The following is a 26221-nucleotide window of genomic DNA, read 5'->3' on the forward strand; positions in this document are numbered from 1 at the left end:
TGAACGCAGTCGGCCAAGACTGTCGCGGTGGACAGCCTTGGCCGAGGCGGTCGGATCAGGGGTTCACGCCGCGTCCGGCATCCGTGCCAGCAGCTTGTCCAGCGTGACCGGATAGTCGCGCACCCGCACGCCGGTGGCGTTGTAGACGGCGTTGGCCACTGCCGCGGCCGCGCCGCAGATGCCGAGTTCGCCGACGCCCTTGGCCTTCATGGGCGAGGAGGTCGGGTCGACCTCGTCGAGGAACACGACGTCCTGGTGCGGGATGTCCGCATGCACCGGCACCTCGTAGCTGGCCAGGTCGTGGTTGACGAAGAACCCGTAGCGCTTGTCGACCACCAGTTCCTCCATGAGCGCCGCGCCCACGCCCATGGTCATGGCGCCGATCACCTGGCTGCGCGCCGTCTTCGGATTGAGGATGCGGCCTGCCGCGCACACGGCCAGCATGCGGCGCACCCGGATTTCCGCGGTGTGCATGTCCACGCCCACCTCGGCGAAGTGCGCGCCGAAGGTCGATTGCTGGAAGGTCTTGGCCAGGTCGCCGTATTCGATGCCGTCCTCGGCCACCAGTTCGGACTCGCGCGCGGCCTGGCCCAGCGGCACGGTGTTGCCGCCCGGTGCGCCGACGCGCCCGTCTGCGAACACCGCGGCCTGCGGGTCGAGGCCGAGCTTGCGCGCCACCTGCTCGCGCAGCGCCATGCATGCCGCGTACACGCCGGCGGTCGCATTGTTGCCGCCCCACTGGCCGCCCGAACCGCAAGAGACGGGCAGCGCCGAATCCCCCAGCCGCACCGACACCTTGTCCAGGCCCACGCCCATCATCTCGGCCGCGGTCTGGCCGATGATGGTGTAGCTGCCGGTGCCGATGTCGGTCATGTCGGTCTCGACCGTCACGGTGCCGCGCCCGTCAAGCCGAACGCGCGCGGCGGACTTCATGGTCAGGTTGTTGCGGAACGCCGCCGCCATGCCCATGCCGACCAGCCAGCGGCCCTCGCGCGCCTGCGCCGGCCGGGGACTGCGCCGCGCCCAGCCGAACTGCTCGGCGCCCATTCGCATGCAGGCGATCAGCTGGCGCTGCGAGAACCGCCGCTGCGGATGCTCCGGGTCGACCTGGGTGTCGTTGAGCGCGCGGAACTCGATCGGGTCGATGCCGAGCTTCTCGGCCATCTCGTCCATCGCCATTTCCAGGGCCATCATGCCGGGCGCCTCGCCCGGCGCGCGCATTGCGTTGCCTTCGGGCAGATGCAGTTCGGCCAGCCGCAGCGCGGTCAGCCGGTTGGCGCCGGCGTAGAGCAGGCGGGTCTGGTTGACCGCCGTCTCGGGCCCGCCGCCGGGCTGGTCGCCCGACCAGCTTTCGTGGGCGATGGCGGTGATGCGCCCGTCGCGCCCGGCGCCGATGCGCACACGCTGGAGCGTGGCCGGCCGGTGCGTGGTGTTGTTGGGCATCAGCGGCCGCTGCAGCGCCACCTTGACCGGGCGGCCTGCGGCGCGCGCGCCGAGCGCGGCCATCAGCGCGTCGGCGCGCAGGAACAGCTTGCCGCCGAAGCCGCCGCCGATGAACGGCGAGACCAGCCGCACCCGCTCCTTGGGCAATCCGAGCGTCTTGGCCAGGTCGGTGGTGCTCCAGTCGATCATCTGGTTGGCGGTCCAGACCGTCAGCCGATCGCCCTGCCATACGGCCAGCGTGGCGTGCGGCTCCATCATGCAATGCGACTGGTCCGGCGTGTGGTAGGTGGCGTCGAGCTGCACCGGCGCGGCGGCGAAGGCGCCGTCGAAGTCACCGACGCGCGTGGCGCCAGGGCTGCCCATGCCGTCGTCCTTGGGTACCGGTGCGTTGTCGCGCTGGGCCTCCAGGTCGAAGCTGCCGCTGCTGGCGGCGTACCGCACGCGCACCAGCTGCGCGGCCGCCCGCGCCTGCTCGAAGGTCTCGGCCACCACCACGGCAATGGCCTGGTGATAGTGGTCGATCTCCGGGCCACCGAGCAGCTTGACCGTGTTCTTGTCGCCCTTGCCGAGCGGGCCGGCGTTGTCTGCCGTGACGATGGCCAGCACGCCGGGCGCGGCCTTGGCGGCGGCCAGGTCCATCGACTCGATGCGCCCGCGCGCCACGCCCGCGCCGATGATCCAGCCGTAGGCCGGCCGGGCCGCGATGTCGTGCCGTTCGTAGGCATAACCGGCGACGCCGCCGACCTTGCGCGCGCCGTCGATCCGATCGACCGGTTGCCCGACGACGCGCAGCCGGTCGATCGGGTTCTGCGTGGCGGGTTGATCGAATTTCATGTGCGTACCTTCCCTTCGGCCAGGGCGGCAGCGATGGTGCGCTCCGCCAGTGTCAGCTTGAATCCGTTGTCCGCCGTCGGCCTGGCGCCGGCGAGCACGGCGTCGGCAGCGGCCTTGGCGCCGCGCGGCAGTTGCGCCTCCGCGGCTTCCACGCGCCAGGGCTGTGGCGCCACGCCGCCGAGCGCCACGCGGCCGCTGCCGTCGGGCTGGACGATCGCCGCCACCGAGACCAGGGCGAAGGCATACGACGCGCGGTCGCGCACCTTGCGGTAGACGTGCCTGCCGCCGGGCGGGCTGGGCAGGGTGACGGCGGTGATCAGCTCGCCGCGCTCGAGGTTGTTCTCGAGGTGCGGCGTCTGACCCGGCAGCCGGTAGAAGTCGGCGATCGGGATGCGCCGCTGCGCGCCGCCTGCCTTGACGGTCTCCACCGTGGCGTCGAGTACGCGCATCGCCACCGCCATGTCGCTCGGGTGGGTGGCGATGCAGGCCTCGCTGCCGCCGATCACCGCCAGCTGGCGCGTCATGCCGCCGATGGCCGAGCAGCCGCTGCCCGGCGCGCGCTTGTTGCAGGCCATGTCGGTGTCGTAGAAGTAGGGGCAGCGGGTGCGCTGCAGGAGGTTGCCGGCGGTGGTCGCCTTGTTGCGCAACTGTCCCGAGGCGCCCGCCAGCAATGCGCGCGACAGCACGGCGTAGCTGCTGCGCACGCGCTCGTGTCCGGCCAGGTCGGTGTTGCGCACCAGCGCGCCGATGCGCAGCCCGCCTTCGGGCGTCGGCTCGACGCGGTCCAGCTTGAGCCCGTTGACGTCGATCAGGTGCCCCGGCTGCTCGATCTGCAACTTCATCAGGTCGAGCAGGTTGGTGCCGCCGGCGATGAAGCGAGCCTGGGGATGCTGCACTGCGGCCGCCGCCGCTGCCTCGGGCGTGCTGGCCCGTTCGTAACTGAAGGCTTTCATGAGGTGCTCCCGCTGCGCCGGCCGGCCACCTCGGTGATTGCCTCGGCGATGTTCGAGTACGCGCCGCACCGGCAGATGTTGCCGCTCATTCGCTCGCGCAGTTCTTCGGGGCTGAGCAATGGCTGTGCGGTCAGGTCGGCCGTGACGTGGCTGGGGATCCCGCGCCGCACTTCCTCGATGGCGCCGACCGCCGAGCAGATCTGCCCCGGCGTGCAGTAGCCGCACTGGAACCCGTCGTGCCGCACGAAGGCCGCCTGCAACGGATGCAGGTGGCCGGGACTTCCCAGCCCCTCGATGGTGGTGACGTTGGCGCCCTCGTGCATCACCGCGAGGGTCAGGCAGGAATTGATGCGACGCTCGTCGACCAGCACGGTGCACGCGCCGCACTGGCCGTGGTCGCACCCTTTCTTGGTGCCGGTCAGATGCAGATGCTCGCGCAGCGCGTCGAGCAAGGTGGTGCGGTTGTCGAGCGTCAGACTGTGCTGCTGGCCATTGACGGTGAGCTTGACGGTGCCGGACGGCGGCGCGACACCGGCGCCTCCCGCTGGCGCGACGGCGCCGGTGGTGCTGGTATCGGTAGCGGACCACGCGGCGCTGGCCGCCGCGGAAGCACCCGTGGCAATCAGCAGTTCGCGCCGCGAGAGCGAAAGGGAAGGGCAGATCGGGGGCATGTTGGACTCTCGTTCGTGGGGATACGCGCCCACCGGCAATCCGCCGGGCGCTGGCGCGGAGTCTTTGAAGACACAGTTCCTAGACTAGGAGCGCGCGGCCGGCCCGCTGTAGGACGACTGCGCCTGAAACCCTCGGCGCAGTCAGCGCGCCCGTGCAGGCGGCGGCGCGCCGGGCGGCTCGCGGACCGGGGGCGTGTGGACCGGCGGATCGTCGATCGGTGCGGGCTCCGGCTCGGGCAACGGCGGCGACGGCGCCGGCGCCCCGGGCGGCACCTCGATGCCCGGGACGTCGGTGCCCGGCATGGGTGGTACCGGCATCGGGGGCGGCACCTCGGTCGCGGGCCCGGCCAGGCGGGCGCCCTCGGGCGCGGTGGACATGTCGGTCATTCGATGGTTCCTCGTTGCGGCGCTGAAGCATTACGCCGGCAGGACGCGGCCGCCGCGAGCCTCGGCTTCGAGCAGGGCCAGCAGTTGCCGTTCGCCCAGCCGCAGTCCGCGGCATGCCGGCGGGCGCGCGGCCCACGGCTCCGCGCGCAGCGTGGCTGCCTCGGGCGCGGCCTCGATCAATGCCATGACGGCCGGCGCGATGTAGGACTTGCGGCAGACGGCCGGCGTGTTGCCCAGTTGGGCGGCGACGGTGCGCACCACCTCGCGGGGCGCCGGTCCGTGCGGGTCGAGCAGCAGTTCGAGCGCGGCGACGCTGGCGCGCCACGTGCGGAACACCTTTGCCGTGATCTCGGGCCCGCCTTGCTCGCACAGCCACGCGTTGATGTCGTTCGACGAGATGCGCCGGCGCCGGCCCGCGGCATCGACATACTGGAACAGCGCACGTCCGGGCAATGCGGCGCAACGGCGCACCACCCGCGCCAGGCACGGGTCTTCGACCTGCAGCATGTGCCGCACGCCGCTCTTGCCGACGAAGTTGAAATGGATGGAGTCGCGCGTGATGCGCGCATGCGAGCACTGCAGCGTGCTCACGCCGAAGCTGCCGTTGTCGCGCGCGTACTCGACGTTGCCGATCCGCATGCCGGTGCTGTCGATCAGCCGCACCAGTGCCGCGGTCACCCGCTCGCGCGTGGGTTCACCGTCGGCGCACAGCTCGCGCTGCACCTTGCGGCGCAGCGTCGGCAACAGGCGGCCGAAGCTCATCAGCGCGCCGAACTTCTGCTGGCTCCGCTCGGCCTGCCACAAGGGGTGGTAGCGGTATTGCTTGCGGCCGCGCGCATCGCGCCCGGTCGCCTGCAGATGGCCGTCGGCACTGGCGCAGACCCACACGTCCACATAGGCCGGCGGTATCGCCAGCGCGCGGATGCGGGCCAGCACCGGTTCGCTGCGCACCATTCGCCCGCGCGCGTCGAGGTAGACGAAACGCCGGCCGCGGCGCGCGCGACGCAGGCCGGGCTCGTCGTCGCTGACGCGGCGCAGGGTGCCGGACAGGGCCAGGGCTGGAGGCATGCCGCTCATCACTGCGCGGCGCTCACGCGCCAGATGGTGTTGCCCACGTCGTCGGCGACCAGCAACCCGCCCTTGCCGTCGAGCGCGACGCCGACCGGGCGGCCCTGAGCCTCTCCGTCGTCATTGAGAAAGCCGGTCAGCACTTCGATCGGCCGACCCTGTGGCTTGCCGTCCTGGAAAGGAACGTAGATCACCCGGTAGCCGCTCGGCGGGCGGCGGTTCCACGAGCCGTGCTGGCCGATGAACACGCCCGACGAATATTGCGACGGCAGCCCGCGACCGTCCGACCAGGCCAGGCCGAGCGACGCGGTGTGCGCGCCCAGCGCATAGTCAGGAATCAGCGCCTTGGCCACCAGTTCGGGCTTCTGGCCTTCCACGCGGGTGTCGACGTTGCCGCCGTAGTAGCTGAACGGCCAGCCGTAGAAGCCGTCGCGGCGCACCGATGTGAGGTAGTCGGGCACGAGGTCGCTGCCGATCTCGTCGCGCTCGTTCACGACGGTCCACAGCACGTTGCCGCGCGGCTCCCAGGCCATGCCGTTGGGGTTGCGCAGGCCGGTGGCGAACAGGCGCTTCTCGCCCGTGGTCCGGTCGATCTCCCAGATGGCGGCGCGGCCCTGTTCGGCCTCGAGCCCGTTCTCGCCCACGTTGCTGTTGGAGCCGACGGTCGCGTAGAGCTTGCTGCCGTCCGGACTGGCGATGAGCGACTTGGTCCAGTGGTGATTGATCTCTCCGGCTGGCAGGTCCGCCAGCTTCTGGCCCGGCGTGCCGATGCTGGTCTCGCCTTCGGCGTACGCGAATCGCATGACGGCGTCGGTGTTGGCGACGAACAGTTCCTGCCCGACCATTGCCATGCCGAAAGGCGAGTTGAGCCCTTCGAGGAACGGCGTCTTGACCTCGGCCCGGCCGTCGCCATCCGCGTCGCGCAGCAGTGTGATGCGGTTCGCGCTGGGCGTGCCTGCGCCGGCGCGCTTCTGCACCGCGCTCATGATCCTGCCGCGGATGCCGGACGGCTCCTTCGGCGGTGCATTCGTCTCGGCCACGAGCACGTCGCCATTGGGCAGAACCAGCAGCCAGCGCGGATGGTCCAGTCCCTCGGCAAACGGCTGTACCTGCAGGCCGTTGGCGGCTTGCGGCTTGCGGCCCTCGGACCACCCGACCGCCTTGGCCACCTTGACGGTCGGCACCAGGTTCTTGTCAGGCGGGGGCAGTTCGGGGTTGGGACCGATGCCCGCTTCCAGCGGCAGGCGCGCAGTTTCCATGCAGCCGCACAGCACGGCGGCCGCCAGGGCGCAGCAGGCGCCGACGGACAGCGGACGGCGTGCCCGGGCGGCGGTGGTCGTGATGCAGGTGGTCATGCCGTGCTCAGTCCTTCGGCGTGAGCTGTCCCGCGGCGCCGCCGGCGCGCGAGCGGGCCGAGCGTCCGATGGATGCGCCTTCCTGGTAGTTGCGCACCGGCACGTTCGGCTCCGGCCGACGCGGCGCCTTTCCCATGGCCGCCTTGTCGCGCGCCTGGCGGTCGAGTTCGGGCTGCGTGTCGTTGGCGGCGGGATCAGGCGCGCCGGAAGGCTTGCGGTCTTGCGTGTTCATGGCTGGAACCCTGGGTTACCTTGTCGCGCCATTAAGCGATGGCGACGCGGCGGCGCGCTGTCATCCGTCGGCACGAGGCCATGTAGGACCGTCCTGCGCAGGCGGGGCGCGACGGCCGCCGCGCGTAGGAGAGAGCTTGCCCGTCGGACGCGGTCGACCTACGCCATGCCCGTGCCGGCGCCGACGGTCCACGGCGCGGCGCAGCCCTAAGGTGGAACCTCGTCAATCGAATCGAAAGAAAAGGAGTGCCATGACCATGGACGATCGCAAACCGTATGCCTCTTCCGCCGTTACCGCCGGAGTCGATCCGGTCCAACCGGAATTCGCGCCGGGATCGGCTGCCGCCATCTCTAACGAGGACGTCGTCGACGTGCTCAACGATCTTCTCGAGAACTGCCGCGATGGCGAATACGGCTTCCGGACCTGCGCCGATGAAATCGAAGGCGAGCCGAATCTCAAGAAGGTCTTCACCGACCGCGCCCAGGGCTGCCAGCGTGCGGCCAGCCAACTGGAGCGGCTGATCGTCGCGTACGGTGGCAAGCCGGCGGACGGCGGCACGGCCACCGGCGCCATGCACCGCGGCTGGGTTCACGTCAAGGGCGCCGTGGGCGCCGACGGCGCGGTCTCGATGCTCGAGGAATGCGAGCGCGGTGAAGACGCCGCGGTGGCACGCTACCGCAAGGCGCTCAAGGAAGATCTGCCGGCGGACGTGCGTGCCGTCGTCCAGGAGCAGGCCGATGGCGCCAAGCGCAACCACGACCAGATCCGCAACCTGCGCAACAGCGCCAAGGCGGCAAAGGCCGCACGCTGACGCCGTTCACGCGCGGGCGCGCCGCTCAGAAGCGAATCTTGACGCCGACTGAACCTTGCACCGTGGTGGCGACCTTCGCGTCGCCGCTTCCGGTGTGGAACAGCCGGCCGATCTCGCCGTACAGGCTTGTCGAGGGCGACAGCGCCAGCGTCAGGCCTGCGGCCGTTTCCAGGGAGTCGTAGCCGACCGGGCTGGACATCGTCGTGCTGCCGGCCGGACCGACGAAGCGCGTCTGGTCGGATCCGGAGAAGCCATGCCACCAATTCACACGCGCATAAGGCTGGAGCCGGCCGATGCCGGTGGTGACGTCACCGGTCAGGCGGACACCGAGACGGCCGATGACGGCGTTGGCGCTGTCCTGCTGCACGATGGCGCCGCTGATCGCGGCGTCGTCGATGCGCTGGCGGTTGTAGATCAGCTGGGCCTGCGGTTCCAGGCCCCAGCCGCTGCCCAATGCAAACCGCTGGCCGGCTTCGACAGACGCCGTGATGCTCCTTCCGTCGACGCCAGCGCGGGCGGCTGACGTGCTCGCCGAAATGTCCTGCCAGCCCTGCTGCAGCACGAGGTCCACATACTGGCCCGCGGCATTGGCGTACGTTGCGTAGCCGCCAAGGTACTGGGTATTCACGCGAAGCTGGCCGGCGCGGCCGGCCATGCCGAGGGTGCCGTTGATGCCATAGAGGCCGTCGACGTCCGCATCGCTGCGCAACTGTCCGAAATACAACCCAGCATTCCAACCGGCGGCGGCCAGCAGGTCGACGCCTACTTGCAGCCCCGTCATGTCGGCGCTGACGTCGGGCGCGACAGCCGTGGCTTGCTGCAGCTCCGTGCGGTTGCCCAGCAACCGGCCCCAGACGCGGCGTGCGCCGTCGTTGTTTGCGGCCGGCTGCGCGTTCTCGTCGCCCATTCGCTGGTGCAGGTTCGACAGCATGGCCACGTCCGCCTGGCGCAGCAGTTGCGGCAGCGCGGAATGGAGCGGCACCTCTGCGCGATACGTCGGCAGCGCGACGGCAGCCGGGGCGGGCGCGCTCGCGCTCGAGGGCGCTTCGAGCTTCACGGTGGTCGGGCCACTGGGCGCGGATGCGGGTGACGGCGACGGGGCAGGTGCCGGAGGAGCCGGAGGAGCGGGAGGAGCGGGAGGAGCGGGAGGAGCGGGCGGCGGCGCGGTCACGACGGCGGTGGAACGCAGGTACCAGTCCTCGCCGGCGCCGGTCGCATCTGCGGCATACAAGTGGTACTCGTACGCGCCGGCGTCCACGTGGCCACCGGCAAGCGCGAACGCGTCGCGCGTGGTCTGAGCGGTGGTGTCGGCGCCGTTGATGCCCCGGACCACGGCGATGCCGTTGCCGCTGGTCAGCGCACCCAGGCCGCCGAGGTTGGTGATCGACAGCGTGGTGCTCCCGCTGGCCTTGGCGCCGGGTCCGTCCAGCACCAGCGCATCGGTCGCGCTGGCGCTGTCGCCCAGCGCGGTGCCCATGCGCAGCACGCCGCCGCGGCCGACGAAGGCGCCGGTCACCGTCAGCGTGGTGCCCGGGGCGGCGCCGAGCAGGGAGACGGTGCCGCCGTTGTCCAGCGCGGCGACGGTCTGGCTGTGACCCGCCAGGTCCAGCGTGGCGCCGGCAGCCACCACGTGGGCCGAGCGAGCGCTGAGGCTGCCGGCGGCACCGGCGCGCAGCACGCCGGCGTCGACCGACGTGCTGCCGCCATAGGTGTTGTGTCCCGCGAGCGTGGTCGTGCCGCTGCCGGCCTGCACCAGGCTGCCGTTGCCGCTCACCACCTGGCCGAGCACGAGGTCGTTGGCGCGGCGGATGGCCAGCACGCCGTCGTTGACGATGTCGCCGGCGATGCTGCCGGTGTTGCCGCCGTCGCCCAGCTGCAGCGTGCCGGCGGCGATGGTCGTGCCGCCGGCATAGCTGCTGTCGCCGGTCAGCACGGTGGTGCCGCTGCCCAGATGGCGCAGGCTGCCGCTGCCGCTGATGGCGCCCGGCAGCGTGAAAGTGTCGCTGCGGTCGATGGCCAGCACGGCGTTGTCGACGATGTCGCCGGCCACGCTGCCGGCGGTGCCGCCCTTGCCCAGTTGCAGGGCGCCCTGAGCGATGGTGGTCGTCCCGGCATAGGTGTTGTCTGCCGACAGCACGGTGGTGCCGCTGCCGGCCTGCACCAGCGCGCCGGTGCCGCTGATGGCGCCAGCCAGGGTGAAGGTGTCGCTGCGGTCGATGCGCAGCATGCCGTGGTCGACGATGTCGCCGGCCACGCTGCCGGCCGTGCCGCCATTGCCCAGTTGCAGCGTGCCCGCGGCGATGGTGGTGGCGCCGGTGAAGCCCTGGTCGCTGGTCAGCACGAGCGCGCCGCCGCCGGCCAGCTCCATGCCGCCGCTGCCGGTCAGGCTGCCGCCGTAGCTGCCGCTTGCCGTTTGCGAAAAGCGCACCAGGCCGTTGTCTTCGATGGCCTGCGGAGCGCGCGCCGCGTCCACCTGCAGCGTGCCGCCATGGACGGTCACCGGGCCGGTGAAGGCGCTGGCGTCGGTGTCGAGCACGAGCGTGCCGTCGCGCACCGCGATCGCGCCGATGCCGACCGCCGACAGGTCCTTCTGGAACGTCCAGCTGCCGCCTTCCTGCTTCTCCAGGCTCTGGAAGCCGCTGATGTCGCGAGCATTGGCGAAGGTGTCGGTGCCTTCGCCCAGCAGCACCAGTGCGTTGGTGCCGCCGCCGCCGCGCACCGCACCGCTGATGCTCGCGCCGGTGCCAATGCGCAGGGTGTCGTCGCCGTTCGCGAAAGTGACCGACCCGGCGAGCGTGCCGCGGTTCGTGAGGTCGATCGCCATGGTGCCGTTCACACCCAGGACGGGACCGGTGCCGTTCTGCGAGCGGATCACGCCGCCCGCCTCGTTGATGACGGTGTTGCTGCCGCTGCCCGCCTGGAACCAGATCGCCGAGGTGGCGCCGCCGGCCCCCTCGATCAGTCCGCTGTTGCGGATGGTGTTGCCGCTGCCGATCGGGTTGATCGCTTCGCCCTGGCCCGATGAGCCGCGCGAGATCACGCTCGCACCGGCGTCGATGGTCAGCGTGTTGTTGTTGTTGAATTCGATAGTGTTCGGGCCGGTGCCGTACGTGCCGTTGGCACTGCTGCCGTTGTTCTGCACCAGCGCGCCGCCGTGCAGGTGCAGCGTGGAATCGTCGCCAAGGCTGATGGCGGTGGCATTGCCGACGTCCACGACCGCATCGGCCAGCACGTCGAGCGTGACCGCAGCGGTCGCGCTGCCGTTGCCCACGCGGGTGGTCTGCACCGTGTCCGCGCTGCAGGTGATCGCCCCGGCAGCGGTGGTGCATGCGGCCCGGGACTGGGCGGCGGCGGCGCCAAGCAAGAGCGCGATACATGCCAGGCGAACCGGCGTGGCGGCCCAACGGGGCTGTGCGTTGGCGGTGCCCGGGTGGGCCTGCGAGGAAGGGGGGGTGCGGCGGTTGGCTTGGCTCATGTTTATTTGGAACTTACGTTTTAGCGCGTAAGTTTACAAATAAACACAATCAAGTCCGTAAAGTGAAACCCTTTGAACTACACCGGCGCGCCATTTGTCACGGAAGCGCCTGCGGGTCGCGATTCAGAGAACGCGCAGCCGGCATGCGGCCAGAAAAAACCCTCCGGTCCCGGGCGGGAAGGGAGGGGGCAGTCCGCGAGAGCACGCGCCTTGGCGTGTCCGGCGGCGGGCTACTTCATGCGCGGGCGGGAGATTCGGTGCGCTTGACGCTCGAGGCACTCAGGAGGGAAGGAACGACATAGCCGTCGCGGAACACGGTGTCGATGGTGCCCTTGACGTGCTCGTTCGGCCGGGCGGTAACGTACTTTTCGTCCGGCGTCTTGTACAGCACGATGGTGCAACTGGCGCTCTTGCTGAAGGCACGGGCGACGCCCTCGGCCTGGCTACGGGTGGGATAGATGTTCATGCGACTTGACTCCTCCAAGCGATGTAAGAAAGCGTAACCCATACGTACTCATTTCTGAATCGGAGTTTTCACCACTGTCGCAAAACTGTGACTTAGTTGTGAAGCAAAGGGGTCCAGGCGGCGAGTTGCTCGTTAGGGCGAGACGCCAGCGGGCCGATCGAGGTTCTCGCCGTCGGCGCTAGCGCAGGCTGGTCTGATATTCAACGCGTATCAGCCATGCGCTTTTCAATATTGGACAGCATCGGACCTGCTCCATACAGTCGCCGCGAGTCCTGCCCAGCGGGACGCACACAACCGGAGACAAGCAAACATGCATACGCGCAGAACCACCCTGGGCGCCCTGGCCGGCGCCGGCCTGCTGGCGCTCGGCAGCCTTTTCACGACCGCCGCGCAGGCGGCCGACGGCTTTCCGTCGAGAACCATCCGTTTCATCGTGCCGTTCGGCCCCGGCAGCGGCACCGACACCTCGGCCCGATTCTTCGCCAAGCGGCTGCAGGACCTGACGGGCCAGGCGGTCGTGGTGGAAAACAAGCCGGGCGGCAACGGCTTCCTGGCGGTGCGCCAGGTGCTCTCGGCGCCGGCCGACGGCTACACCGTCTTCATCGGCAGCAACTCCACGCTGGCGGTCAACGCGGCGCTGTTCAAGGAACTGCCGTACGACCCCGCGGCCGACTTCTCGCCGCTGACGATGATGATGCGCTCGCCCGCCATGCTGGTGGTCGGCCCCGACGCGCCGTACAAGGATCTTCAGGGCCTGCTGACCTATGCCCGCGCCAACCCCGGCAAGGTGAACTTCGGCGCCGGCTCGGCCGGCTACCAGCTCATGGGCGAGTTGCTCAACGACGCGGCGAAGGTGCAGACCGTGCACGTGCCCTTCAAGGGCGCCGGCGAAACCACCACCGCGGTGGCCGCGGGCACGGTGGACTACGCGTTCGCCGAGGTGACCGCGGTGCAGGAACTGGCCAAGGGCGGCCGCGTCAAGGTGCTGGCCGTGGCGGCGGACAAGCGCGTGGCCACCTCGCCCGACGTGCCCACCGCCGCCGAGGCCGGCCTGCCGGGCTTCGAGGCCTACACCTGGGTCGGCGCCATGGTCAGCAGCAAGACGCCCGCCGCGGAGACGGCGAAGCTGGCCGAGCTGTTCACCGCCATCTCGAAGATGGACGAGACCCGCGCCTTCTACGAGCGGCTGGGCGCCACCCCGATGACCGGCGGCCCGGCGCAGATGCGCGAGTTCCAGAAGAACGAGATCGCGCTGTGGAAGCGCATCGTCGTCCAGGCCAAGGTGCCGCAGCAATGAGCCATCGCCCGGCCGCTCCGAAGATGGCTCGCACCGCAGCGCGCAGCGCGGAGGTTTCCACATGAGCCCATTGGCCGGGGCGCCTACCGCGATGCCGCCCGGCGCGTTGAGCCGGGTGAAGGTGCTCGACCTGTCGCGCGTGCTCGCCGGCCCGTGGGCCGGCCAGACGCTGGGCGACCTCGGCGCCGAGGTCATCAAGGTCGAGCGCCCGGGCCACGGCGACGACACCCGCGCCTGGGGCCCGCCCTTCGTCACCGACGTCCAGGGCCAGCCCACCGGCGAATCCGCCTACTACATGTGCGCCAACCGCAACAAGCAGTCGGTCACCATCGACTTCACGCGGCCGGCGGGGCAGGCGGTGGTGCGCGCCCTGGCGGCGGGCAGCGACGTGGTGATCGAGAACTTCAAGTCCGGCGGGCTGGCTGCCTACGGGCTCGACTACGAGAGCCTGTCGGCGCTCAATCCGCGCCTGGTGTACTGCTCGATCACCGGCTTCGGCCAGACCGGTCCGTATGCGCACCGCGCCGGCTACGACTTCCTGATCCAGGGCATGGGCGGGCTCATGAGCATCACCGGCCAGCCCGACGGCACGCCCGGCGGCGGCCCCGCCAAAGTGGGCGTGGCGCTGGCCGACATCCTGACCGGCCTGTACGCGAGCACCGCCATCCTGGCCGCCCTGCAGGCGCGCGAAGACACCGGCCGCGGCCAGCACATCGACCTGGCACTGCTCGACGTCCAGGTGGCCTGCCTGGCCAACCAGGGCATGAACTACCTGTATGGCGGCAACGTGCCGCAGCGCATGGGCAACGCACACCCCAACACCGTGCCTTACCAGGACTTCCCGACGTCCGACGGCCACATGATCCTGGCCGTGGGCAACGACGGGCAGTTCGCGCGTTTCTGCCAGGCGGCCGGTCGCCCCGAGTGGGCCACCGACGAACGCTTCGCGACCAACGCCGCGCGCCTGGCGCACCGCGAGGTGCTGGTGGGCCTGCTGCGCGAGCTGACCGTGCAGCGCAGCACGCGCGAGTGGATCGCGCTGCTGGAGCAGCATGCCGTGCCGTGTGGCCCGATCAACACCGTGGCCGACGTGTTCGCCGACGAGCAGGTGCGCGCACGCGGCATGCAGATCAGCATGGACCATCCGCAGGCCGGCCGCGTCCCGCTGGTGGCCAACCCGATCCGCCTGTCGGACACGCCGGTGCAGTACCGCGCCGGCCCGCCGCAACTGGGCCAGCACAACACCGACGTGCTGCGCGACCGGCTCGGCATGTCGGCAGACGCCATTGAAGAACTGACCCGCCAAGGAGTCCTGGGATGAGTACCCTGAACACCCTCGCGCTCTCGCGCATTCCGGCCGAGGACGAGGCGCTGCGCGCCGAAGTGCGCGCTTTCCTGGCCGACGCGGTGCAGGCGCTGCCGCCGCACGTGCGCGCCCGCTCGTGGGGCGGCTACAGCACCGAGTTCAGCCGCCGCCTCGGCGCGCGCGGCTGGATCGGCGTGACCTTGCCGCCGCAATACGGCGGCGCCGGCCGCAGCGCCTTCGCCCGCTACGTGCTGGTCGAGGAATTCCTCGCCTGCGGCGCGCCGGTCGGTTCGCACTGGATCGCCGACCGCCAGAGCGGACCGCTGATCCTCAAGTACGGCACCGAGGCGCAGAAGCAGTTCTACCTGCCGCGCATCTGCCGCGGCGAGGCGTTCTTCTGCATCGGCATGAGCGAGCCCAACGCCGGGTCGGACCTGGCGAGCGTGAAGACGCGCGCGGTGCCCGACGCCGAGGGCTTCGTGCTCAAAGGCCAGAAGATCTGGACCACCAACGCGCACCACTGCCACTACATGATCGCGCTGGTGCGTACCTCCGGCGCGGCCGAAGACCGGCACAAGGGCCTGTCGCAGGTGATCGTCGATCTGTCGCTGCCGGGCGTGACGGTGCGACCGATCACCGACCTGTCCGGCGACAGCCATTTCTGCGAGGTCTTCTTCGACAACGTGCGGCTGGCGCCCGACGCGCTGATCGGCCGCGAAGGCCAGGGCTGGGAGCAGGTGACCGCGGAGCTGGCGTTCGAACGCAGCGGGCCCGAACGCCTGTTCTCCAGCATCGTGCTGTTCGACGAATGGCTGGCTTGGGTGCGTACGCCGCAGGGCCGCAGCGAAAGCGCGCTGCGGCTGGCCGGGCGCATCTTCACCGAGCTGGCGCCGCTTCGGGCGATGTCGGTGTCGGTGCAGGAAAAGCTCACCCGCGGCGAAAGCCCCATCGTCGAGGCCGCGCTGGTCAAGGAACTGGGCACCACGCTCGAGCAGTTCATCCCGGCGGCCATTGCCGACGACCTGTTCTCGCGCGACGCCGGCGAGGTGCCGCTGGAGCTGCTGCGCACGCTGGCCTACGTGACCGAGGTCGCGCCCTCGTTCTCGCTGCGCGGGGGCACCCGCGACATCCTGCGCGGCATGATTGCGCGCGGCCTCGGGCTGCGCTGAAGAAGGGAACACGGATGCAAGACGATCTGTTTGCAGACGCGGCGCGCCAGCTGCTGCGCGACCAATGCACGCCGCAGGTGGTGCGCGCCATCGAGGCCGGCGGCTCGTCGCAGGCGCTGTGGGACTACCTGGAGCAGGGCGGCTTCGCAGATGCGCTGGTGCCCGAGGACGACGGCGGCGTCGGCCTGGCGCTGGCGCAGGTGTTCGGCCTGTGGGAGCTGTGCGGCGCACATGCGATGCCGGTACCGCTGGCCGAGACGATGGTCGCGCGGGCGCTGCTCGCCGGCGCCGGCACCGACCGCCCCGCGGGTCCGATCGCGCTGGCCGAGGGGACGCTGCAGCCCGACGGCGGGCTGCGCTGCCCGGCCGTGCGCCTGGGCCGCGTGGCCGATTCGGTGCTGGTGCAGCGCGAGGGCGGCTGGCACCTGCTGCCGGTGGCGCAGGCGCGGACCGGGGCGGCCGCCTTCTGCCTGGACGCCAGCCTGGATTGGGACGCCGCCCAGGTGGCGGCGGCGCCGTCGCCGGCGATCGCGCTGCCGGCCGGGCTGGACCTTCGCACACTGCAGGCCTGCCTGACGGCCGCGCAACTCGCCGGCGCCCTGATGGACGTGTTCCAGCGCACGCTGCAGTACGCGAACGAGCGCAACCAGTTCGGCCGCCCGATCGGCAAGTTCCAGGCGATCCAGCACCAGCTGGCGGTGATGAGCGAGCATGCCTTCGCCGCCCGCATGGCGGCGCAGCTGGGCTGCGCAGGCGACGGGCTGTTCCCCGACCGCCTGCGCGTGGCCGTCGCCAAGGCGCGCTGCAGCGTCGCCGCGCTGGCGGTGGCCGAGGCCGGCCACGCCATTCACGGCGCCATCGGGTTCACCGAGGAATACGACCTGCAACTGCTCACCCGCCGCCTGCACGCCTGGCGCCAGACCGCGGGCTCCGAATCCTGGTGGCATGACGTGGCCGGCCGGGTGCTGGTCGACCAGCACCGAGGCCTGACGCTCGACCTGCTGCGCACCACCACCGACGTCACCGAAGACATCACCGCATAGAGAGACACAGACATGCCATTCCTGAACATCCAGCGCGACGGCGCCATCCTCACCCTGACCATGAGCCAGCCCGAGACGCGCAACGCGCTGACCGGCAACACCGCGGTCGAGGAGTTCGTCGAGGTCTGCGACCAGATCCGCCGCGACGCCTCGGTCAAGGTGGTCATCCTGACCGGCGAAGGGCCCATCTTCAGCTCCGGCGGCAACGTCAAGGACATGCGCCGGTTCTTCGACGACGCGCTCACGCCCGACGTCATCCGCGAGGAGTACCGCCAGGGCATCCAGCGCATCCCGCGCGCGATGCACCAGCTCGACGTGCCGGTGATCTGCGCCGTCAACGGGCCGGCCATCGGCGCCGGTCTGGACCTGACCTGCATGTGCGACATCCGCATCGCCGCCGAGAACGCGACGTTCGCGGAAAGCTTCGTGCGCGTGGGCATCGTGCCGGGTGACGGCGGCGCCTGGCTGCTGCCGCGCGCCGTGGGCCGCGCCAAGGCGGCGGAGATGGCCTTCACCGGCGAGGCCATCGACGCCCGGGAGGCGCTGGCCTGCGGCCTGGTCAGCCGGGTGGTGCCGGCCGACCAGCTGCTGCCGCAGGCGCGCGCGCTCGCGGCGAAGATCGCCGCCAACCCGGGCGTGGTCATGCGCATGACCAAGCGCCTCTTGCGCGAAGGCGAGCATGCCAGCCTCGAGTCGCTGCTGGAGCTGTCGGCCGGCTACCAGGCCATCGCGCACAAGACGGCCGACCACCGCGAAGCGGTGACGGCGTTCATCGAGAAGCGGGCGCCGAAGTTCCAGTGAGGCGCACGGCCGGACCGCGCTAGCCGCCGGCTGGCCGGTCGCCGGCGCCCTGGAGGAATTCCAGCGACAACAGGTTTCTCAGCGCCGGGTTGTGATTGCCGTCGAGCCAGGCCAGGCCGTGATGCAGCCGGCAGGCCTTGGGCCCGAGCGACTTGAAGACGATGCCGGCGATCGGCTCCTGCTGCTGCAGCTCGCTGGGCACGATGGAAACGCCCGTGCCCGCGGCCACCAGGCACAGCAGCACCTGCGAGGTTTCGCTCTCGCGCACCACGTTCGGATCGAAGCCCGCGCGCAGGCATTCGTCGTCCATCGCCCGGCGCAGGTGAAAGCCCTGGTTGGACGGGTAGCCCACGAAAGGCTCGTGCGCCAGCTCGGACAGGTCGACGCGCTTGCGCGCTGCCAGGCGATGCGTGGCCGGCAGCACCAGCGAGAACTCGGTGACCGCCATGCCGTGGGTGCGGATCTCCTTGTCTGCAATGGGCAGGAAGCACAGGGCCAGGTCGAGCTGCCGCTCGAGCAGCCGGGCGCGCAGCGTGCCGGTCGGGTGCGGCCCGACGAGGTCGAGCACCACGTCGGGAAAGCGCCGCCTGAATTCCATCATCAGGCGCGGCAGCAGGCGCTGGCTGGCCCGCCCGCTGTAGCCGACCCGCAGGATGCCGCTTTCGCCCCGGGCGGCGCGGCGGCAGGCCTCGGCGGCCTGGTCCAGTTGCCCGAGCAGCGGGGCGACGGCGGCGTAGTAGGCCTGCCCGGCCGCGCTGAGCTCGACCTTGCGCGTGCTGCGAAGGAACAGCTGCGCGCCCAGTTCTTCCTCGAGTTGGCGGATGCGCTGGCTCAGCGGCGGCTGGGCGATGTGCAGCCGCAGCGCCGCGCGCGTGAAGCTCTGCTCCTGCGCGACCGTCACGAAGCTGCGCAGGTGCTTGAGTTCCATGGGGCCTGGCGCTTGATTAAGACCGATTCAGTATAAATCGGCGGTCCAATTGGTATTGGACGGTATGAAAGCGCCCCCCTAGGATTTGCCTCCATCGCGCAATTCCCGCGCAGCAGACTAGGAACTCATGGCGCCCCTGAAAGACAAACTGGCCCTCGTCACGGGCGGCAACAGCGGCATCGGCCTGGCCATCGCCCAGCGGCTGGCGCAGGACGGTGCTCGCATCGTGATCAACGGCATCGTGCCCCACGAGGAGGGCGCTCGCGTATGCGCCGACATCGCCGCGCAGCATGGCGTGCAGGCGCACTACCTGCGGGCCGACCTGCGCGATCCGGTCCAGATCGAGGGCCTGATCCGCGCCGCCGGCGAATTCACCGGCTCGATCGACATCCTGGTGAACAACGCCGGCATGCAGCACACCAGCACGATCGAGCAGTTTCCCGTGGACACCTGGAACGACATGCTGGCGGTGAACCTGTCCGCGAGCTTCCACACCATCCGCCTTACACTGCCGCTGATGCGCGCACGCGGCTGGGGCCGCATCGTCAACGTGGCCTCGATCAGCGGCCTGCGCGGACGCGCGGGCAAGGTGGCCTACAACGCGACCAAGCACGGCCTGATCGGCATGACCAAGTCGGTGGCGATCGAGACGGCCACGACCGACATCACCTGCAACGCGATCTGCCCGGGCTGGGCGCACACCGCGCTGGTCCAGCGGCAGGTGGAGGCCAAGGCCGAGCGCGACGGCACCGATATCGAGACCGCGACGCGCGACCTGATCAGCCTCCGGCAGCCTTCGGGCCGCTTCGTCAAGACCGGCCAGCTGGCCGGCATGGTGGCGTTCCTGTGCTCGGACGACGCGCAGGAAGTGCGCGGCGCCGCCTGGACCATGGACGGCGGCACCACCGCGCTGTAGTGCCATGGACATGACCACGCACATCGACCGCACCCATGGCGCCGCCCTGGCGTCCTGGGTCGAATCCGCGCACGGCCATGCGCAGTTCCCGATCCAGAACCTGCCGATGGGCGTGTTCGCGACGGGCGCATCCGCGCGGATCGGCTGCGCGATCGGCGACCAGGTGCTGGACGTGGCCGCGGCCCTGTCGGCCGGCCTGCTGCCCGACGTCGACACCCGGACGGCCCGGGCCGTGACCGGCGAGACGCTCAATGCCTGGATGGCGCTGGACGCGGCGCAGCGGCGTACCTTGCGCGTCGACCTGTCGCGCCTGCTGGAGGCCGGCTCGCATACCGGCGCCATCGCGCAGCGCCACCGCGGCGTCATCCTGCATGCGCAGGAGGACTGCCGGATGCTGCTGCCGGCCCAGGTGGGCGACTACACCGACTACTACGCCGGCATCCACCACGCGTACAACTGCGGCGTGATCTTCCGGCCCGAGCAGCCGCTGCAGCCCAACTACAAGCATCTGCCGGTGGCCTACCACGGCCGCGCGTCGACGCTGATGCCTTCGGGCGTGCCGGTGCATCGGCCGAGCGGACAGGTGAGGGTGGACGGCGACGGCGGCCCGCAGGGCCGGTTCCAGCCGACGGCGCGCCTGGACTACGAGCTGGAACTGGCGATCTGGGTCGGCCCCGGCAACCCGCTGGCCACCCGCATCGACATCGCGCAGGCCGCGCAGCACGTGGCCGGCTTCGGGCTGCTCAACGACTGGTCCGCGCGCGACATCCAGGCCTGGGAATCGGCGCCGCTCGGCCCGTTCCTGGGGAAGAACTTCATGACCAGCGTCTCGCCCTGGGTCGTCACCAGCGATGCGATGGCGCCGTTCCGCGCCGCGCGGATGCCGCGCGATGCCTCGGACCCGCGCCCGCTGGCCTACCTGGACGACGCCGACGACGCCGCCTGCGGCGGCCTGTCGATCGCGCTCGAAGTGCACCTGTCGACCCGCCGCATGCGCGAAGCCGGCCTGGCGCCGCACCGCCTGTCGCACGGCGACGCCAGCGCGTTGTGGTGGACACCGGCGCAGATGGTGGCGCACCACACCGCCGGCGGCTGCAACCTGCGCCCCGGCGACCTCATCGGCACCGGGACGATCTCGATGCCCGAAGGGCGGGAGTGCGGCTGCCTGCTGGAGATGACCCACGGCGGCAAGCGGCCGGTGCAGCTGCCCAACGGAGAAGTGCGCTCGTTCCTCGAGGACGGCGACGAGGTCGTCCTGCGCGGCACATGCCGGCGCGAGGGATTCGCCTCGATCGGATTCGGCGAATGCAGGGGGCAGGTCCGCGGCTGAGCCGGGCCTGGAATCGTTTTGAAGCAACGCCGGCGCGTGCAGCGCCGGCACACATGGAGACTGAAGATGTTCAAGAAAATCGCAGCCGCTCTTTCGGCCGTCGGCCTACTGCTCGGGGCCCAGGCCGCCGCGGCCGCGGACTATCCCACAAGGCCGGTCAAGCTGATCGTTCCCTATTCGCCCGGCGGCGTGACCGACCAGTTCGGGCGCACCTTCGCCGAGCTCGCCAGCAAGCGGCTTGGCCAGAGCATCGTGATCGAGAACAAGACCGGTGCCAACGGCACGCTGGGCGCGGTGCAGATGCTCAACACCGATCCGGCCGGCTACACCATCACCATGACGCCGATCGGCGTCTTCCGCATGCCGCACATCATGGGCACGCAATACGACCCGATGAAGGACCTCACCTACCTGGGCAGCATGGTGGGCTTCAACTACTACATCGTGGTCAACGCCAAGTCGCCCTGGAACTCGCTGGCCGACCTGGTCAAGTACGCGAAGGACAAGAAGGGCCCCGTCAGCTACGGCACGCCGGGCGCCTACAGCAGCCAGCACATCGCCATGGCGCAGCTGGGCGACAAGGCGCAGGCCGACTGGACCCACATTCCGTACAAGGGTGACGCGGACGCCATCTCGGCGCTGCTGGGCAACCACATCCAGGTGATCGTCAGCGCCAGCACGGTGCTGCCGTACGTGCAGGCGGGCCAGCTGCGCGTGCTGGCCTCGCTGGGCGACAAGCGGACCGACGAAATGCCCGACGTGCCCACGCTGTCGGAGCTGGGCTACCCGGTGGTCCACACCTCGCCGGTCGGCTTTGCCGGACCCAAGGGCATGGACCCGGCGGTGGTCAAGAAGCTCGAGTCGGTGATCTCGGACACCTACAAGGACCCCGAGTTCCAGTCGACCATGAAGAAGCTGGGCCTCTCGCTGCAGTACATGGACCACGCCACCTACACCGACTACGCCCGCAGGATCTACGAGGGCGAAGCGCAGTCGCTCAAGAAGCTGGCCGCCACGGTCAACTGACCGGGGCCGGGCCGGGCCGGGCAGGCATTTGGGCCGCACGCCCCCGAATGCCGCCAAACTTGTTACTCCCCTGTGTGCGCTTGTGGGCGACAAACTGTCCCCAGACGCAACGCGCCGTCCGGCGCATCAACACAGGAGATCCGAGTCATGGCCCATTCGGCAGAGAACAGTCAGGAAGGCGGGCGCGCCGCGATGCACACCCCGCCCGTCGTGTCGCCCCAGGCATGGGAGGCGGCGCACCAGCGGCTGCTGGTCAAGGAAAAGTCCAACACCCGCGCCCGCGACGCCCTGGCGGCCGAACGGCGGCGCATGCCGTGGATGGCGGTCGACAAGGCCTATGCATTCGAAGGCCCCGCAGGCAGGGTCGACCTGCCCGGGCTGTTCGACGGCCGCCGCCAGCTCATCGTGTACCGCGCGTTCTTCGAGCCGGGCGTCTTCGGCTGGCCCGAGCACGCCTGCCGCGGCTGCTCCATGGTGGCCGACCAGGTCGCCCACGTGGCGCACCTGAACGCCCGCGACACGACGCTCGTGTTCGTCTCGCGCGCGCCCCAGGCGGACATTGACCGCCTGAAGGCGCACATGGGCTGGCAGATGCCCTGGTTCACGCTGACCGACAGCTTCGACGCCGATTTCGGCGTGGACGAGTGGCACGGCACGAACGTCTTCTTCCGCGATGGTGACAAGGTGTTTCGCACCTACTTCCTCAACAACCGCGGCGACGAGCAGATGGGCGGGACCTGGAACTACCTCGACATCACGCCGCTGGGCCGGCAGGAAATCTGGGAAGACTCGCCTGAAGGCTATCCGCAGACGCCGACCTACAAGTGGTGGAACTGGCACGACAGCTACGTGCCCGATGCGCCGCCCGACAAGACGTGGGTGAAGATCTCGGACGCGGGCGAGGCGGCGTTTCGCGAACAGAGCGCGGCCGCGAAGAAGGTCTAGCGCGGCGCCTTCACGCCCCGCGCTGCCAGCGCACGGTACTGCGTGGGCGAATGGCCGGTGGCGCGGGTGAAGAACTTGCTGAAGTAGGCCGGGTCTTCGTAGCCGATGGCCTCGGACACCTTCTGCACCGGCATCGGCGTGTAGGCCAGCAGCCGGCGCGCCTCCAGCATCAGCCGCTCGTGCAGCAGCTGCAACGCCGACTGGCTGGTCGCGCTGCGGCAGCTGCGGCTGAGGTGGTCCGGCGTGACGCCCAGCGCCTGCGCATAGAAGCCCAGTTGGCGCTGCGCCTTGAAATGCTCCTCGGCCAGCGCCCGGAAGCGTTGCACCAGCGCGTCGCGCGCGCCGGGCGCCTGGGCCTTGCGGGCCTGCTCGCCGTGCAGGCGCAGCAGCAGCACCGCCAGCAGCGTCGCGATGGCCAGCAGTGCCGGCACCCGGCCCGGGCCGGCGCCGCGAAACTCGCGCGCGAGCATCTCGAACAGGCCGCTGCACTCGGCCGCGTCTTCGGGTGACAGGTCGGCCAGCACGAAGGACTGGCCCAGGCCGGAAGCCACCAGCTGCGTGCCGGCCAGCAACTGCTCGAGCGTGGCGCTGGGAATGGTCGCCTGGTGGCCTGCCGCATCGCGCGAATGCCGGAAGGCATGGACCGAGCCGGGTGCGATGAGCAGGACCGCCGGCGCCTGCGCCTGCACCGGGCGGCCGTCCACCGTGCCGCTGATGCGGCCGCGCTCGAGAAGCTGGATCTGGTGCAGTCCCTGGTGCCGGTGCGCCGGAATCGTCCAGTTCATCTCGCGCCCACGCACCGCCACCGCTTCGTAGTGCAGGCAGTCGTCCGGCTGTTCATGGCGAACCTCCTTGTACGGGACGAGCAGCAGCGGCGGGGTAGCGGACTTCACGCGATGGGGACGAATGCAGGCGATGCCGGAAAACTACATGCCGGGGTGCGATTTGTCCATTCCCGGCAACACCGGGTCGCCCGACGATGCAGGCCACGACAACACCAAGGGCGCGATGCCCACGAGACAAGCCATGCAACGCAGACAGCTCCTTCATCTCCTGCAGGCCGCCGCCGGCCTGGCCGCGCTGGCGCCGCTTCGCGCCGCGCTCGCGCAACTCGACGGCAATGCGTCGATCGTCTCGGGGTTTCCGGCCGGCGGCATGGGCGACCACGTTGCCCGGCCCCTGGCCGAGAAGCTGCGCGGCAAGTACGCGACCAGTCTCGTGGTGGAGGCGAAGACGGGGGCGGGCGGACGCATCGCGGTCGAATACGTCAAGCGCGCCGCGCCCGACGGGCTGACCATCCTGCAGATTCCCAGCTCGCCCATGACGCTCTACCCGAACACGTACAGGAAGCTGAACTACGACCCGCTGGCGGACTTCGCGCCGGTGACCACCACGGTGAACTACGCCTTCGTGCTCACCGCCGGGCCCGGCCTGCCGGCCGACGTCAGGACCGTGGCCGACTACCTGAAGTGGGCCCGGGCGAACCCGCAGCAGGCCAGCTACGGCGTACCGGCCGCCGGCTCGGCGCTGCACTTCGTGGGCATGATGCTGCAGAAGGCCGGTGGCACCGAACTGACCGCCGTGGCCTACCGCGGCGGGGCGCCACTGCTCAACGACGTGCTCGGCGGCCAGATCCCGGTGAGCATCAGCGTGCTCGGGGAGGTGATGCCGCACGTGCGCGCCGGCAGGCTGCGCGGCCTGGCGGTGTCGAGCGCGCAGCGGTCGCCATTCCTGCCCGACGTGCCCACCTTCGCCGAGCAGGGCTTCGCGGACATCGTCGTGCAGGAGTGGCTGGGCTGGTTCCTGCCCGCGCGCACGCCCGCCGCGACCGTGCAGCGCCTCAACGCGCTGGTGCGCGAGGGCCTGCAGGAGCCCGCTTTCATCGAGGCGCTGGCGCAATCGGGGCTGCAGCCGATGCACCAGAGCCCGGAGGAGTTCGCGGCCATGGTGCGCGCCGACAAGCAGCGATGGGCCGGCATCGCCAAGGCGGCCAACTTCACCGCCGAGGAATAGAACGTGACGGCATCGAGCATGAACGGGGCGCAGGCGCTGGTGCGGCTGCTGCTGGCCGAGCAGGTGCGCGACGTGTACGGCATCGTCGGGGGCAAGCTGGGGCCGCTGCTGCAGGCCATCTCGCAGCACGAGCAACTGCGCTTTCTGGGCCTGCGCCACGAGGCCGCGGGGCCGATGATGGCCGCCGCCGCATTCGCCGGCTCGGGGCAGATCGCGGTGGCCCTGGGCGAGATGGGGCCGGGCGGGCTCAATCTTGCGTCCGGGCTGGGCGTGGCTTTCAACAACAACCTGCCGCTGGTGGCCATCACCACCAACCAGCACCGCGCGGCCAGCTACCCGCACAGCGGCATGTTCATGGACCTGGACACGGTGGCCGTGACGCGCCCGATCACCAAGTGGAACGCGGTCGTGCACGACGCCCGGCGCCTGCCCGAGTTGGTACGGCGGGCCTTCCGCGAGGCGCTGGGCGGCCGCCCGGGGCCGGTGCACCTGGACATTCCGCAGGACGTGCTCGCCCAGCCGTGCCCGTTCGACGATGCGGCGCTGGCAGTGCCGCCGGCGCGCTATCGCGCCCTGGGACGCGTGCGTCCGGACGCGGACGAATTGCAGCGCGCCGCGGCGCTCCTGCGCGCGGCGCGGCGGCCGGTGATCGTCGCCGGCGGCGGCGTGGTGGCGAGCGGCGCGCAGGACCGCGTGCAGGCGCTGGCGCAGCGCTGGGGCGTGCCGGTCGTGCCGACGCAGATGGCGTTGGGCGTGGTGGCCTCGGACAGCGCGCATTTCATCGGGCACGGCGGGCTGATCGCCGGCGAGCCGGTGCGCCGGGCGTTCGAGGGTGCCGACCTGGTGCTGGCGCTGGGCTGCCGCTGGTCGTCATGGATGTGGGACGAGGGCGGTCCGCTGTGCCGCGGCGCCCGGCTGGTCAGCATCAACGTCGATCCGTCGGCGCTGGGCCATCCGGCCTTGCACGAGGTCGGGTTGCAGGCCGATGCCCGGGCCGCGCTGGACGCGTTGATCGAGGCCTGCGACGACGGCCTCGGCCAGGCCGTCGAGCGCGACTGGCTGCCCGGGCTGCGGCAGGCGCGTGCGACGTACGAGGCGCGGCTGGCCGCATCGGGCGAGGAGGGTGCGCAAGGCGAGGCAATGCACCCGGCGGCCCTGGCCCGCGCCATCGGCCAGGCGCTGCCTGCCGATGCGCTGGCGGTGTTCGATGGCGGTCACACCTCCTTCTGGAGCAACGACCTGACGCCGGTGCACGCGGTGCGTACGCGCTTTCACGAGCCCGGCATGAGCCACCTGGGCTTCGGGCTGCCGTACGCCATTGCGCTGCAGGCGCAGCAGCCCGGCCGCACCGTCGCCCTCGTCACGGGGGACGGCTCCTTCGGCTTCACCCTGAACGAACTGGACACCGCGCGGCGCTACCGCCTGCCGGTGCTGAGCATCGTGCACAACAACGCCGCCTGGGGCATCATCCGCGCCGGGCAGCGCCGCGCGCTCGGCTTCGAGCTGGGCACTGCGCTCGACGGGACGGACTACGCGGCCATCGCGCGCGGGTTCGGCTGCCACGGCGAGCGCGTGACGTCGGCGGCCGAGGTCGCACCGGCGATGCGGCGCGCGCTGTCCTCGGGGCTGCCGGCCGTGCTCGACTGCCAGACCCGTTTCGTGCCGCACCCGGCCATGCCCGCCTTCGGCAGCATGAACCGCTACGGTTTCGAGGCGCTGGCCGGCTCCGAAGGCGACCATTGAACGACGACA

Annotated in this window: 23 protein-coding genes; 12 read left to right on the forward strand and 11 right to left on the reverse strand. The window is 70.6% G+C overall.

Annotated features, from left to right (window positions below; translation table 11 throughout):
- Positions 1 to 63: 63 nt before the first annotated feature.
- The 7 genes from paoC to VES41_RS21290 form a co-directional block, all read right to left on the reverse strand.
- The gene (gene paoC / locus VES41_RS21260) at positions 64 to 2277 is read right to left on the reverse strand and encodes an aldehyde oxidoreductase molybdenum-binding subunit PaoC (RefSeq protein WP_324821221.1); all 2214 of its coding nucleotides are present in this window, start codon (positions 2275 to 2277) and stop codon (positions 64 to 66) included.
- Positions 2274 to 3230, reverse strand: coding sequence for a xanthine dehydrogenase family protein subunit M (locus VES41_RS21265; protein WP_324821223.1), 957 nt, complete (start codon positions 3228 to 3230; stop codon positions 2274 to 2276). The genes paoC and VES41_RS21265 overlap by 4 nt, the downstream gene beginning before the upstream one ends.
- Positions 3227 to 3901 carry an aldehyde dehydrogenase iron-sulfur subunit PaoA gene (gene paoA, locus VES41_RS21270; protein WP_324821225.1) on the reverse strand — a complete coding sequence of 225 codons (675 nt, stop codon included), beginning with the start codon at positions 3899 to 3901 and terminating at the stop codon, positions 3227 to 3229. Before paoA ends, VES41_RS21265 begins: the two co-directional genes overlap by 4 nt.
- Before the next feature lie 141 nt (positions 3902 to 4042).
- Positions 4043 to 4288, reverse strand: a complete 246-nt coding sequence (locus VES41_RS21275) for a hypothetical protein (RefSeq protein ID WP_324821227.1) — start codon at positions 4286 to 4288, stop codon at positions 4043 to 4045.
- A 30-nt stretch (positions 4289 to 4318) separates the two neighbouring features.
- On the reverse strand, positions 4319 to 5356 hold the full coding sequence (locus tag VES41_RS21280; RefSeq protein ID WP_324821229.1) for a DNA topoisomerase IB: 1038 nt from the start codon (positions 5354 to 5356) through the stop codon (positions 4319 to 4321).
- A gap of 8 nt (positions 5357 to 5364) precedes the next feature.
- Positions 5365 to 6711 (reverse strand): PQQ-dependent sugar dehydrogenase, encoded by a 1347-nt coding sequence (locus tag VES41_RS21285; protein WP_414719204.1) that lies wholly within the window; start codon positions 6709 to 6711, stop codon positions 5365 to 5367.
- A gap of 7 nt (positions 6712 to 6718) precedes the next feature.
- The gene (locus tag VES41_RS21290) at positions 6719 to 6943 is read right to left on the reverse strand and encodes a hypothetical protein (RefSeq protein ID WP_324821231.1); all 225 of its coding nucleotides are present in this window, start codon (positions 6941 to 6943) and stop codon (positions 6719 to 6721) included.
- A 256-nt stretch (positions 6944 to 7199) separates the two neighbouring features.
- Here VES41_RS21290 and VES41_RS21295 point away from each other — a divergent pair, with 256 nt between their 5' ends.
- Entirely contained in the window at positions 7200 to 7754 is a 555-nt protein-coding gene (locus VES41_RS21295) for a PA2169 family four-helix-bundle protein (RefSeq protein WP_324821233.1), read from the forward strand.
- 25 nt (positions 7755 to 7779) lie between these two features.
- Here the strand turns inward: VES41_RS21295 and VES41_RS21300 are convergent, their stop codons facing one another.
- Both VES41_RS21300 and VES41_RS21305 read right to left on the reverse strand, forming a co-directional pair.
- Positions 7780 to 11229 carry an autotransporter outer membrane beta-barrel domain-containing protein gene (locus VES41_RS21300; RefSeq protein ID WP_324821235.1) on the reverse strand — a complete coding sequence of 1150 codons (3450 nt, stop codon included), beginning with the start codon at positions 11227 to 11229 and terminating at the stop codon, positions 7780 to 7782.
- A gap of 235 nt (positions 11230 to 11464) precedes the next feature.
- Entirely contained in the window at positions 11465 to 11695 is a 231-nt protein-coding gene (locus VES41_RS21305; RefSeq protein WP_324821236.1) for a hypothetical protein, read from the reverse strand.
- Positions 11696 to 12005: 310 nt separating this feature from the next.
- On the opposite strand from VES41_RS21305, the gene VES41_RS21310 reads away from it, so the two are divergent.
- The 5 genes from VES41_RS21310 (at position 12006) to VES41_RS21330 (ending at position 17311) form a co-directional block, all read left to right on the forward strand.
- On the forward strand, positions 12006 to 12992 hold the full coding sequence (locus tag VES41_RS21310; RefSeq protein WP_324821238.1) for a tripartite tricarboxylate transporter substrate binding protein: 987 nt from the start codon (positions 12006 to 12008) through the stop codon (positions 12990 to 12992).
- 61 nt (positions 12993 to 13053) lie between these two features.
- Positions 13054 to 14313: a CaiB/BaiF CoA-transferase family protein gene (locus VES41_RS21315; RefSeq protein ID WP_324821239.1), complete on the forward strand. Its 1260-nt coding sequence runs from the start codon at positions 13054 to 13056 to the stop codon at positions 14311 to 14313.
- Positions 14310 to 15467 (forward strand): acyl-CoA dehydrogenase family protein, encoded by a 1158-nt coding sequence (locus VES41_RS21320; protein ID WP_324821241.1) that lies wholly within the window; start codon positions 14310 to 14312, stop codon positions 15465 to 15467. The genes VES41_RS21315 and VES41_RS21320 overlap by 4 nt, the downstream gene beginning before the upstream one ends.
- Positions 15468 to 15481: 14 nt before the next feature.
- The gene (locus tag VES41_RS21325) at positions 15482 to 16510 is read left to right on the forward strand and encodes an acyl-CoA dehydrogenase (protein WP_324821243.1); all 1029 of its coding nucleotides are present in this window, start codon (positions 15482 to 15484) and stop codon (positions 16508 to 16510) included.
- Between the two features lie 12 nt (positions 16511 to 16522).
- Positions 16523 to 17311, forward strand: a complete 789-nt coding sequence (locus tag VES41_RS21330; protein ID WP_324821245.1) for a crotonase/enoyl-CoA hydratase family protein — start codon at positions 16523 to 16525, stop codon at positions 17309 to 17311.
- A gap of 19 nt (positions 17312 to 17330) precedes the next feature.
- Here the strand turns inward: VES41_RS21330 and VES41_RS21335 are convergent, their stop codons facing one another.
- Complete coding sequence (locus VES41_RS21335) at positions 17331 to 18239, reverse strand: LysR family transcriptional regulator (RefSeq protein WP_324821247.1); 909 nt, start codon at positions 18237 to 18239, stop codon at positions 17331 to 17333.
- Between the two features lie 127 nt (positions 18240 to 18366).
- Here VES41_RS21335 and VES41_RS21340 point away from each other — a divergent pair, with 127 nt between their 5' ends.
- From VES41_RS21340 to VES41_RS21355, 4 genes are all read left to right on the forward strand, one after another.
- Positions 18367 to 19155 carry a 3-hydroxybutyrate dehydrogenase gene (locus tag VES41_RS21340; protein ID WP_324821249.1) on the forward strand — a complete coding sequence of 263 codons (789 nt, stop codon included), beginning with the start codon at positions 18367 to 18369 and terminating at the stop codon, positions 19153 to 19155.
- Positions 19156 to 19165: 10 nt separating this feature from the next.
- On the forward strand, positions 19166 to 20485 hold the full coding sequence (gene fahA / locus VES41_RS21345) for a fumarylacetoacetase (RefSeq protein ID WP_324821251.1): 1320 nt from the start codon (positions 19166 to 19168) through the stop codon (positions 20483 to 20485).
- Between the two features lie 66 nt (positions 20486 to 20551).
- Positions 20552 to 21511, forward strand: a complete 960-nt coding sequence (locus VES41_RS21350; protein ID WP_324821253.1) for a tripartite tricarboxylate transporter substrate binding protein — start codon at positions 20552 to 20554, stop codon at positions 21509 to 21511.
- Positions 21512 to 21658: 147 nt separating this feature from the next.
- On the forward strand, positions 21659 to 22456 hold the full coding sequence (locus VES41_RS21355; RefSeq protein ID WP_324821255.1) for a DUF899 domain-containing protein: 798 nt from the start codon (positions 21659 to 21661) through the stop codon (positions 22454 to 22456).
- Here VES41_RS21355 and VES41_RS21360 read toward each other — a convergent pair.
- Complete coding sequence (locus VES41_RS21360) at positions 22453 to 23349, reverse strand: helix-turn-helix domain-containing protein (RefSeq protein ID WP_324821257.1); 897 nt, start codon at positions 23347 to 23349, stop codon at positions 22453 to 22455. The two genes, VES41_RS21355 and VES41_RS21360, sit on opposite strands and share 4 nt — an antisense overlap.
- 133 nt (positions 23350 to 23482) lie before the next feature.
- Here VES41_RS21360 and VES41_RS21365 point away from each other — a divergent pair, with 133 nt between their 5' ends.
- Together VES41_RS21365 and VES41_RS21370 are read left to right on the forward strand one after the other, a co-directional pair.
- Complete coding sequence (locus VES41_RS21365; protein WP_324821259.1) at positions 23483 to 24469, forward strand: Bug family tripartite tricarboxylate transporter substrate binding protein; 987 nt, start codon at positions 23483 to 23485, stop codon at positions 24467 to 24469.
- A gap of 3 nt (positions 24470 to 24472) precedes the next feature.
- Positions 24473 to 26212 carry a thiamine pyrophosphate-binding protein gene (locus VES41_RS21370; protein WP_324821261.1) on the forward strand — a complete coding sequence of 580 codons (1740 nt, stop codon included), beginning with the start codon at positions 24473 to 24475 and terminating at the stop codon, positions 26210 to 26212.
- The last annotated feature ends 9 nt before the right edge of the window (positions 26213 to 26221 follow it).

This window comes from Variovorax sp. (assembly GCF_035634955.1).
GTDB lineage: Bacteria > Pseudomonadota > Gammaproteobacteria > Burkholderiales > Burkholderiaceae_C > Variovorax.

What these genes read in the sequence shown, in the direction of transcription:
- paoC (WP_324821221.1), bottom strand. Translation starts at nt 2,277, where the DNA reads ATGAAATTCGATCAACCCGCCACGCAGAACCCGATCGACCGGCTGCGC.
- VES41_RS21265 (WP_324821223.1), bottom strand. Translation starts at nt 3,230, where the DNA reads ATGAAAGCCTTCAGTTACGAACGGGCCAGCACGCCCGAGGCAGCGGCG.
- paoA (WP_324821225.1), bottom strand. Translation starts at nt 3,901, where the DNA reads ATGCCCCCGATCTGCCCTTCCCTTTCGCTCTCGCGGCGCGAACTGCTG.
- VES41_RS21275 (WP_324821227.1), bottom strand. Translation starts at nt 4,288, where the DNA reads ATGACCGACATGTCCACCGCGCCCGAGGGCGCCCGCCTGGCCGGGCCC.
- VES41_RS21280 (WP_324821229.1), bottom strand. Translation starts at nt 5,356, where the DNA reads ATGCCTCCAGCCCTGGCCCTGTCCGGCACCCTGCGCCGCGTCAGCGAC.
- VES41_RS21285 (WP_414719204.1), bottom strand. Translation starts at nt 6,711, where the DNA reads ATGACCACCTGCATCACGACCACCGCCGCCCGGGCACGCCGTCCGCTG.
- VES41_RS21290 (WP_324821231.1), bottom strand. Translation starts at nt 6,943, where the DNA reads ATGAACACGCAAGACCGCAAGCCTTCCGGCGCGCCTGATCCCGCCGCC.
- VES41_RS21295 (WP_324821233.1), top strand. Translation starts at nt 7,200, where the DNA reads ATGGACGATCGCAAACCGTATGCCTCTTCCGCCGTTACCGCCGGAGTC.
- VES41_RS21300 (WP_324821235.1), bottom strand. Translation starts at nt 11,229, where the DNA reads ATGAGCCAAGCCAACCGCCGCACCCCCCCTTCCTCGCAGGCCCACCCG.
- VES41_RS21305 (WP_324821236.1), bottom strand. Translation starts at nt 11,695, where the DNA reads ATGAACATCTATCCCACCCGTAGCCAGGCCGAGGGCGTCGCCCGTGCC.
- VES41_RS21310 (WP_324821238.1), top strand. Translation starts at nt 12,006, where the DNA reads ATGCATACGCGCAGAACCACCCTGGGCGCCCTGGCCGGCGCCGGCCTG.
- VES41_RS21315 (WP_324821239.1), top strand. Translation starts at nt 13,054, where the DNA reads ATGAGCCCATTGGCCGGGGCGCCTACCGCGATGCCGCCCGGCGCGTTG.
- VES41_RS21320 (WP_324821241.1), top strand. Translation starts at nt 14,310, where the DNA reads ATGAGTACCCTGAACACCCTCGCGCTCTCGCGCATTCCGGCCGAGGAC.
- VES41_RS21325 (WP_324821243.1), top strand. Translation starts at nt 15,482, where the DNA reads ATGCAAGACGATCTGTTTGCAGACGCGGCGCGCCAGCTGCTGCGCGAC.
- VES41_RS21330 (WP_324821245.1), top strand. Translation starts at nt 16,523, where the DNA reads ATGCCATTCCTGAACATCCAGCGCGACGGCGCCATCCTCACCCTGACC.
- VES41_RS21335 (WP_324821247.1), bottom strand. Translation starts at nt 18,239, where the DNA reads ATGGAACTCAAGCACCTGCGCAGCTTCGTGACGGTCGCGCAGGAGCAG.
- VES41_RS21340 (WP_324821249.1), top strand. Translation starts at nt 18,367, where the DNA reads ATGGCGCCCCTGAAAGACAAACTGGCCCTCGTCACGGGCGGCAACAGC.
- fahA (WP_324821251.1), top strand. Translation starts at nt 19,166, where the DNA reads ATGACCACGCACATCGACCGCACCCATGGCGCCGCCCTGGCGTCCTGG.
- VES41_RS21350 (WP_324821253.1), top strand. Translation starts at nt 20,552, where the DNA reads ATGTTCAAGAAAATCGCAGCCGCTCTTTCGGCCGTCGGCCTACTGCTC.
- VES41_RS21355 (WP_324821255.1), top strand. Translation starts at nt 21,659, where the DNA reads ATGGCCCATTCGGCAGAGAACAGTCAGGAAGGCGGGCGCGCCGCGATG.
- VES41_RS21365 (WP_324821259.1), top strand. Translation starts at nt 23,483, where the DNA reads ATGCAACGCAGACAGCTCCTTCATCTCCTGCAGGCCGCCGCCGGCCTG.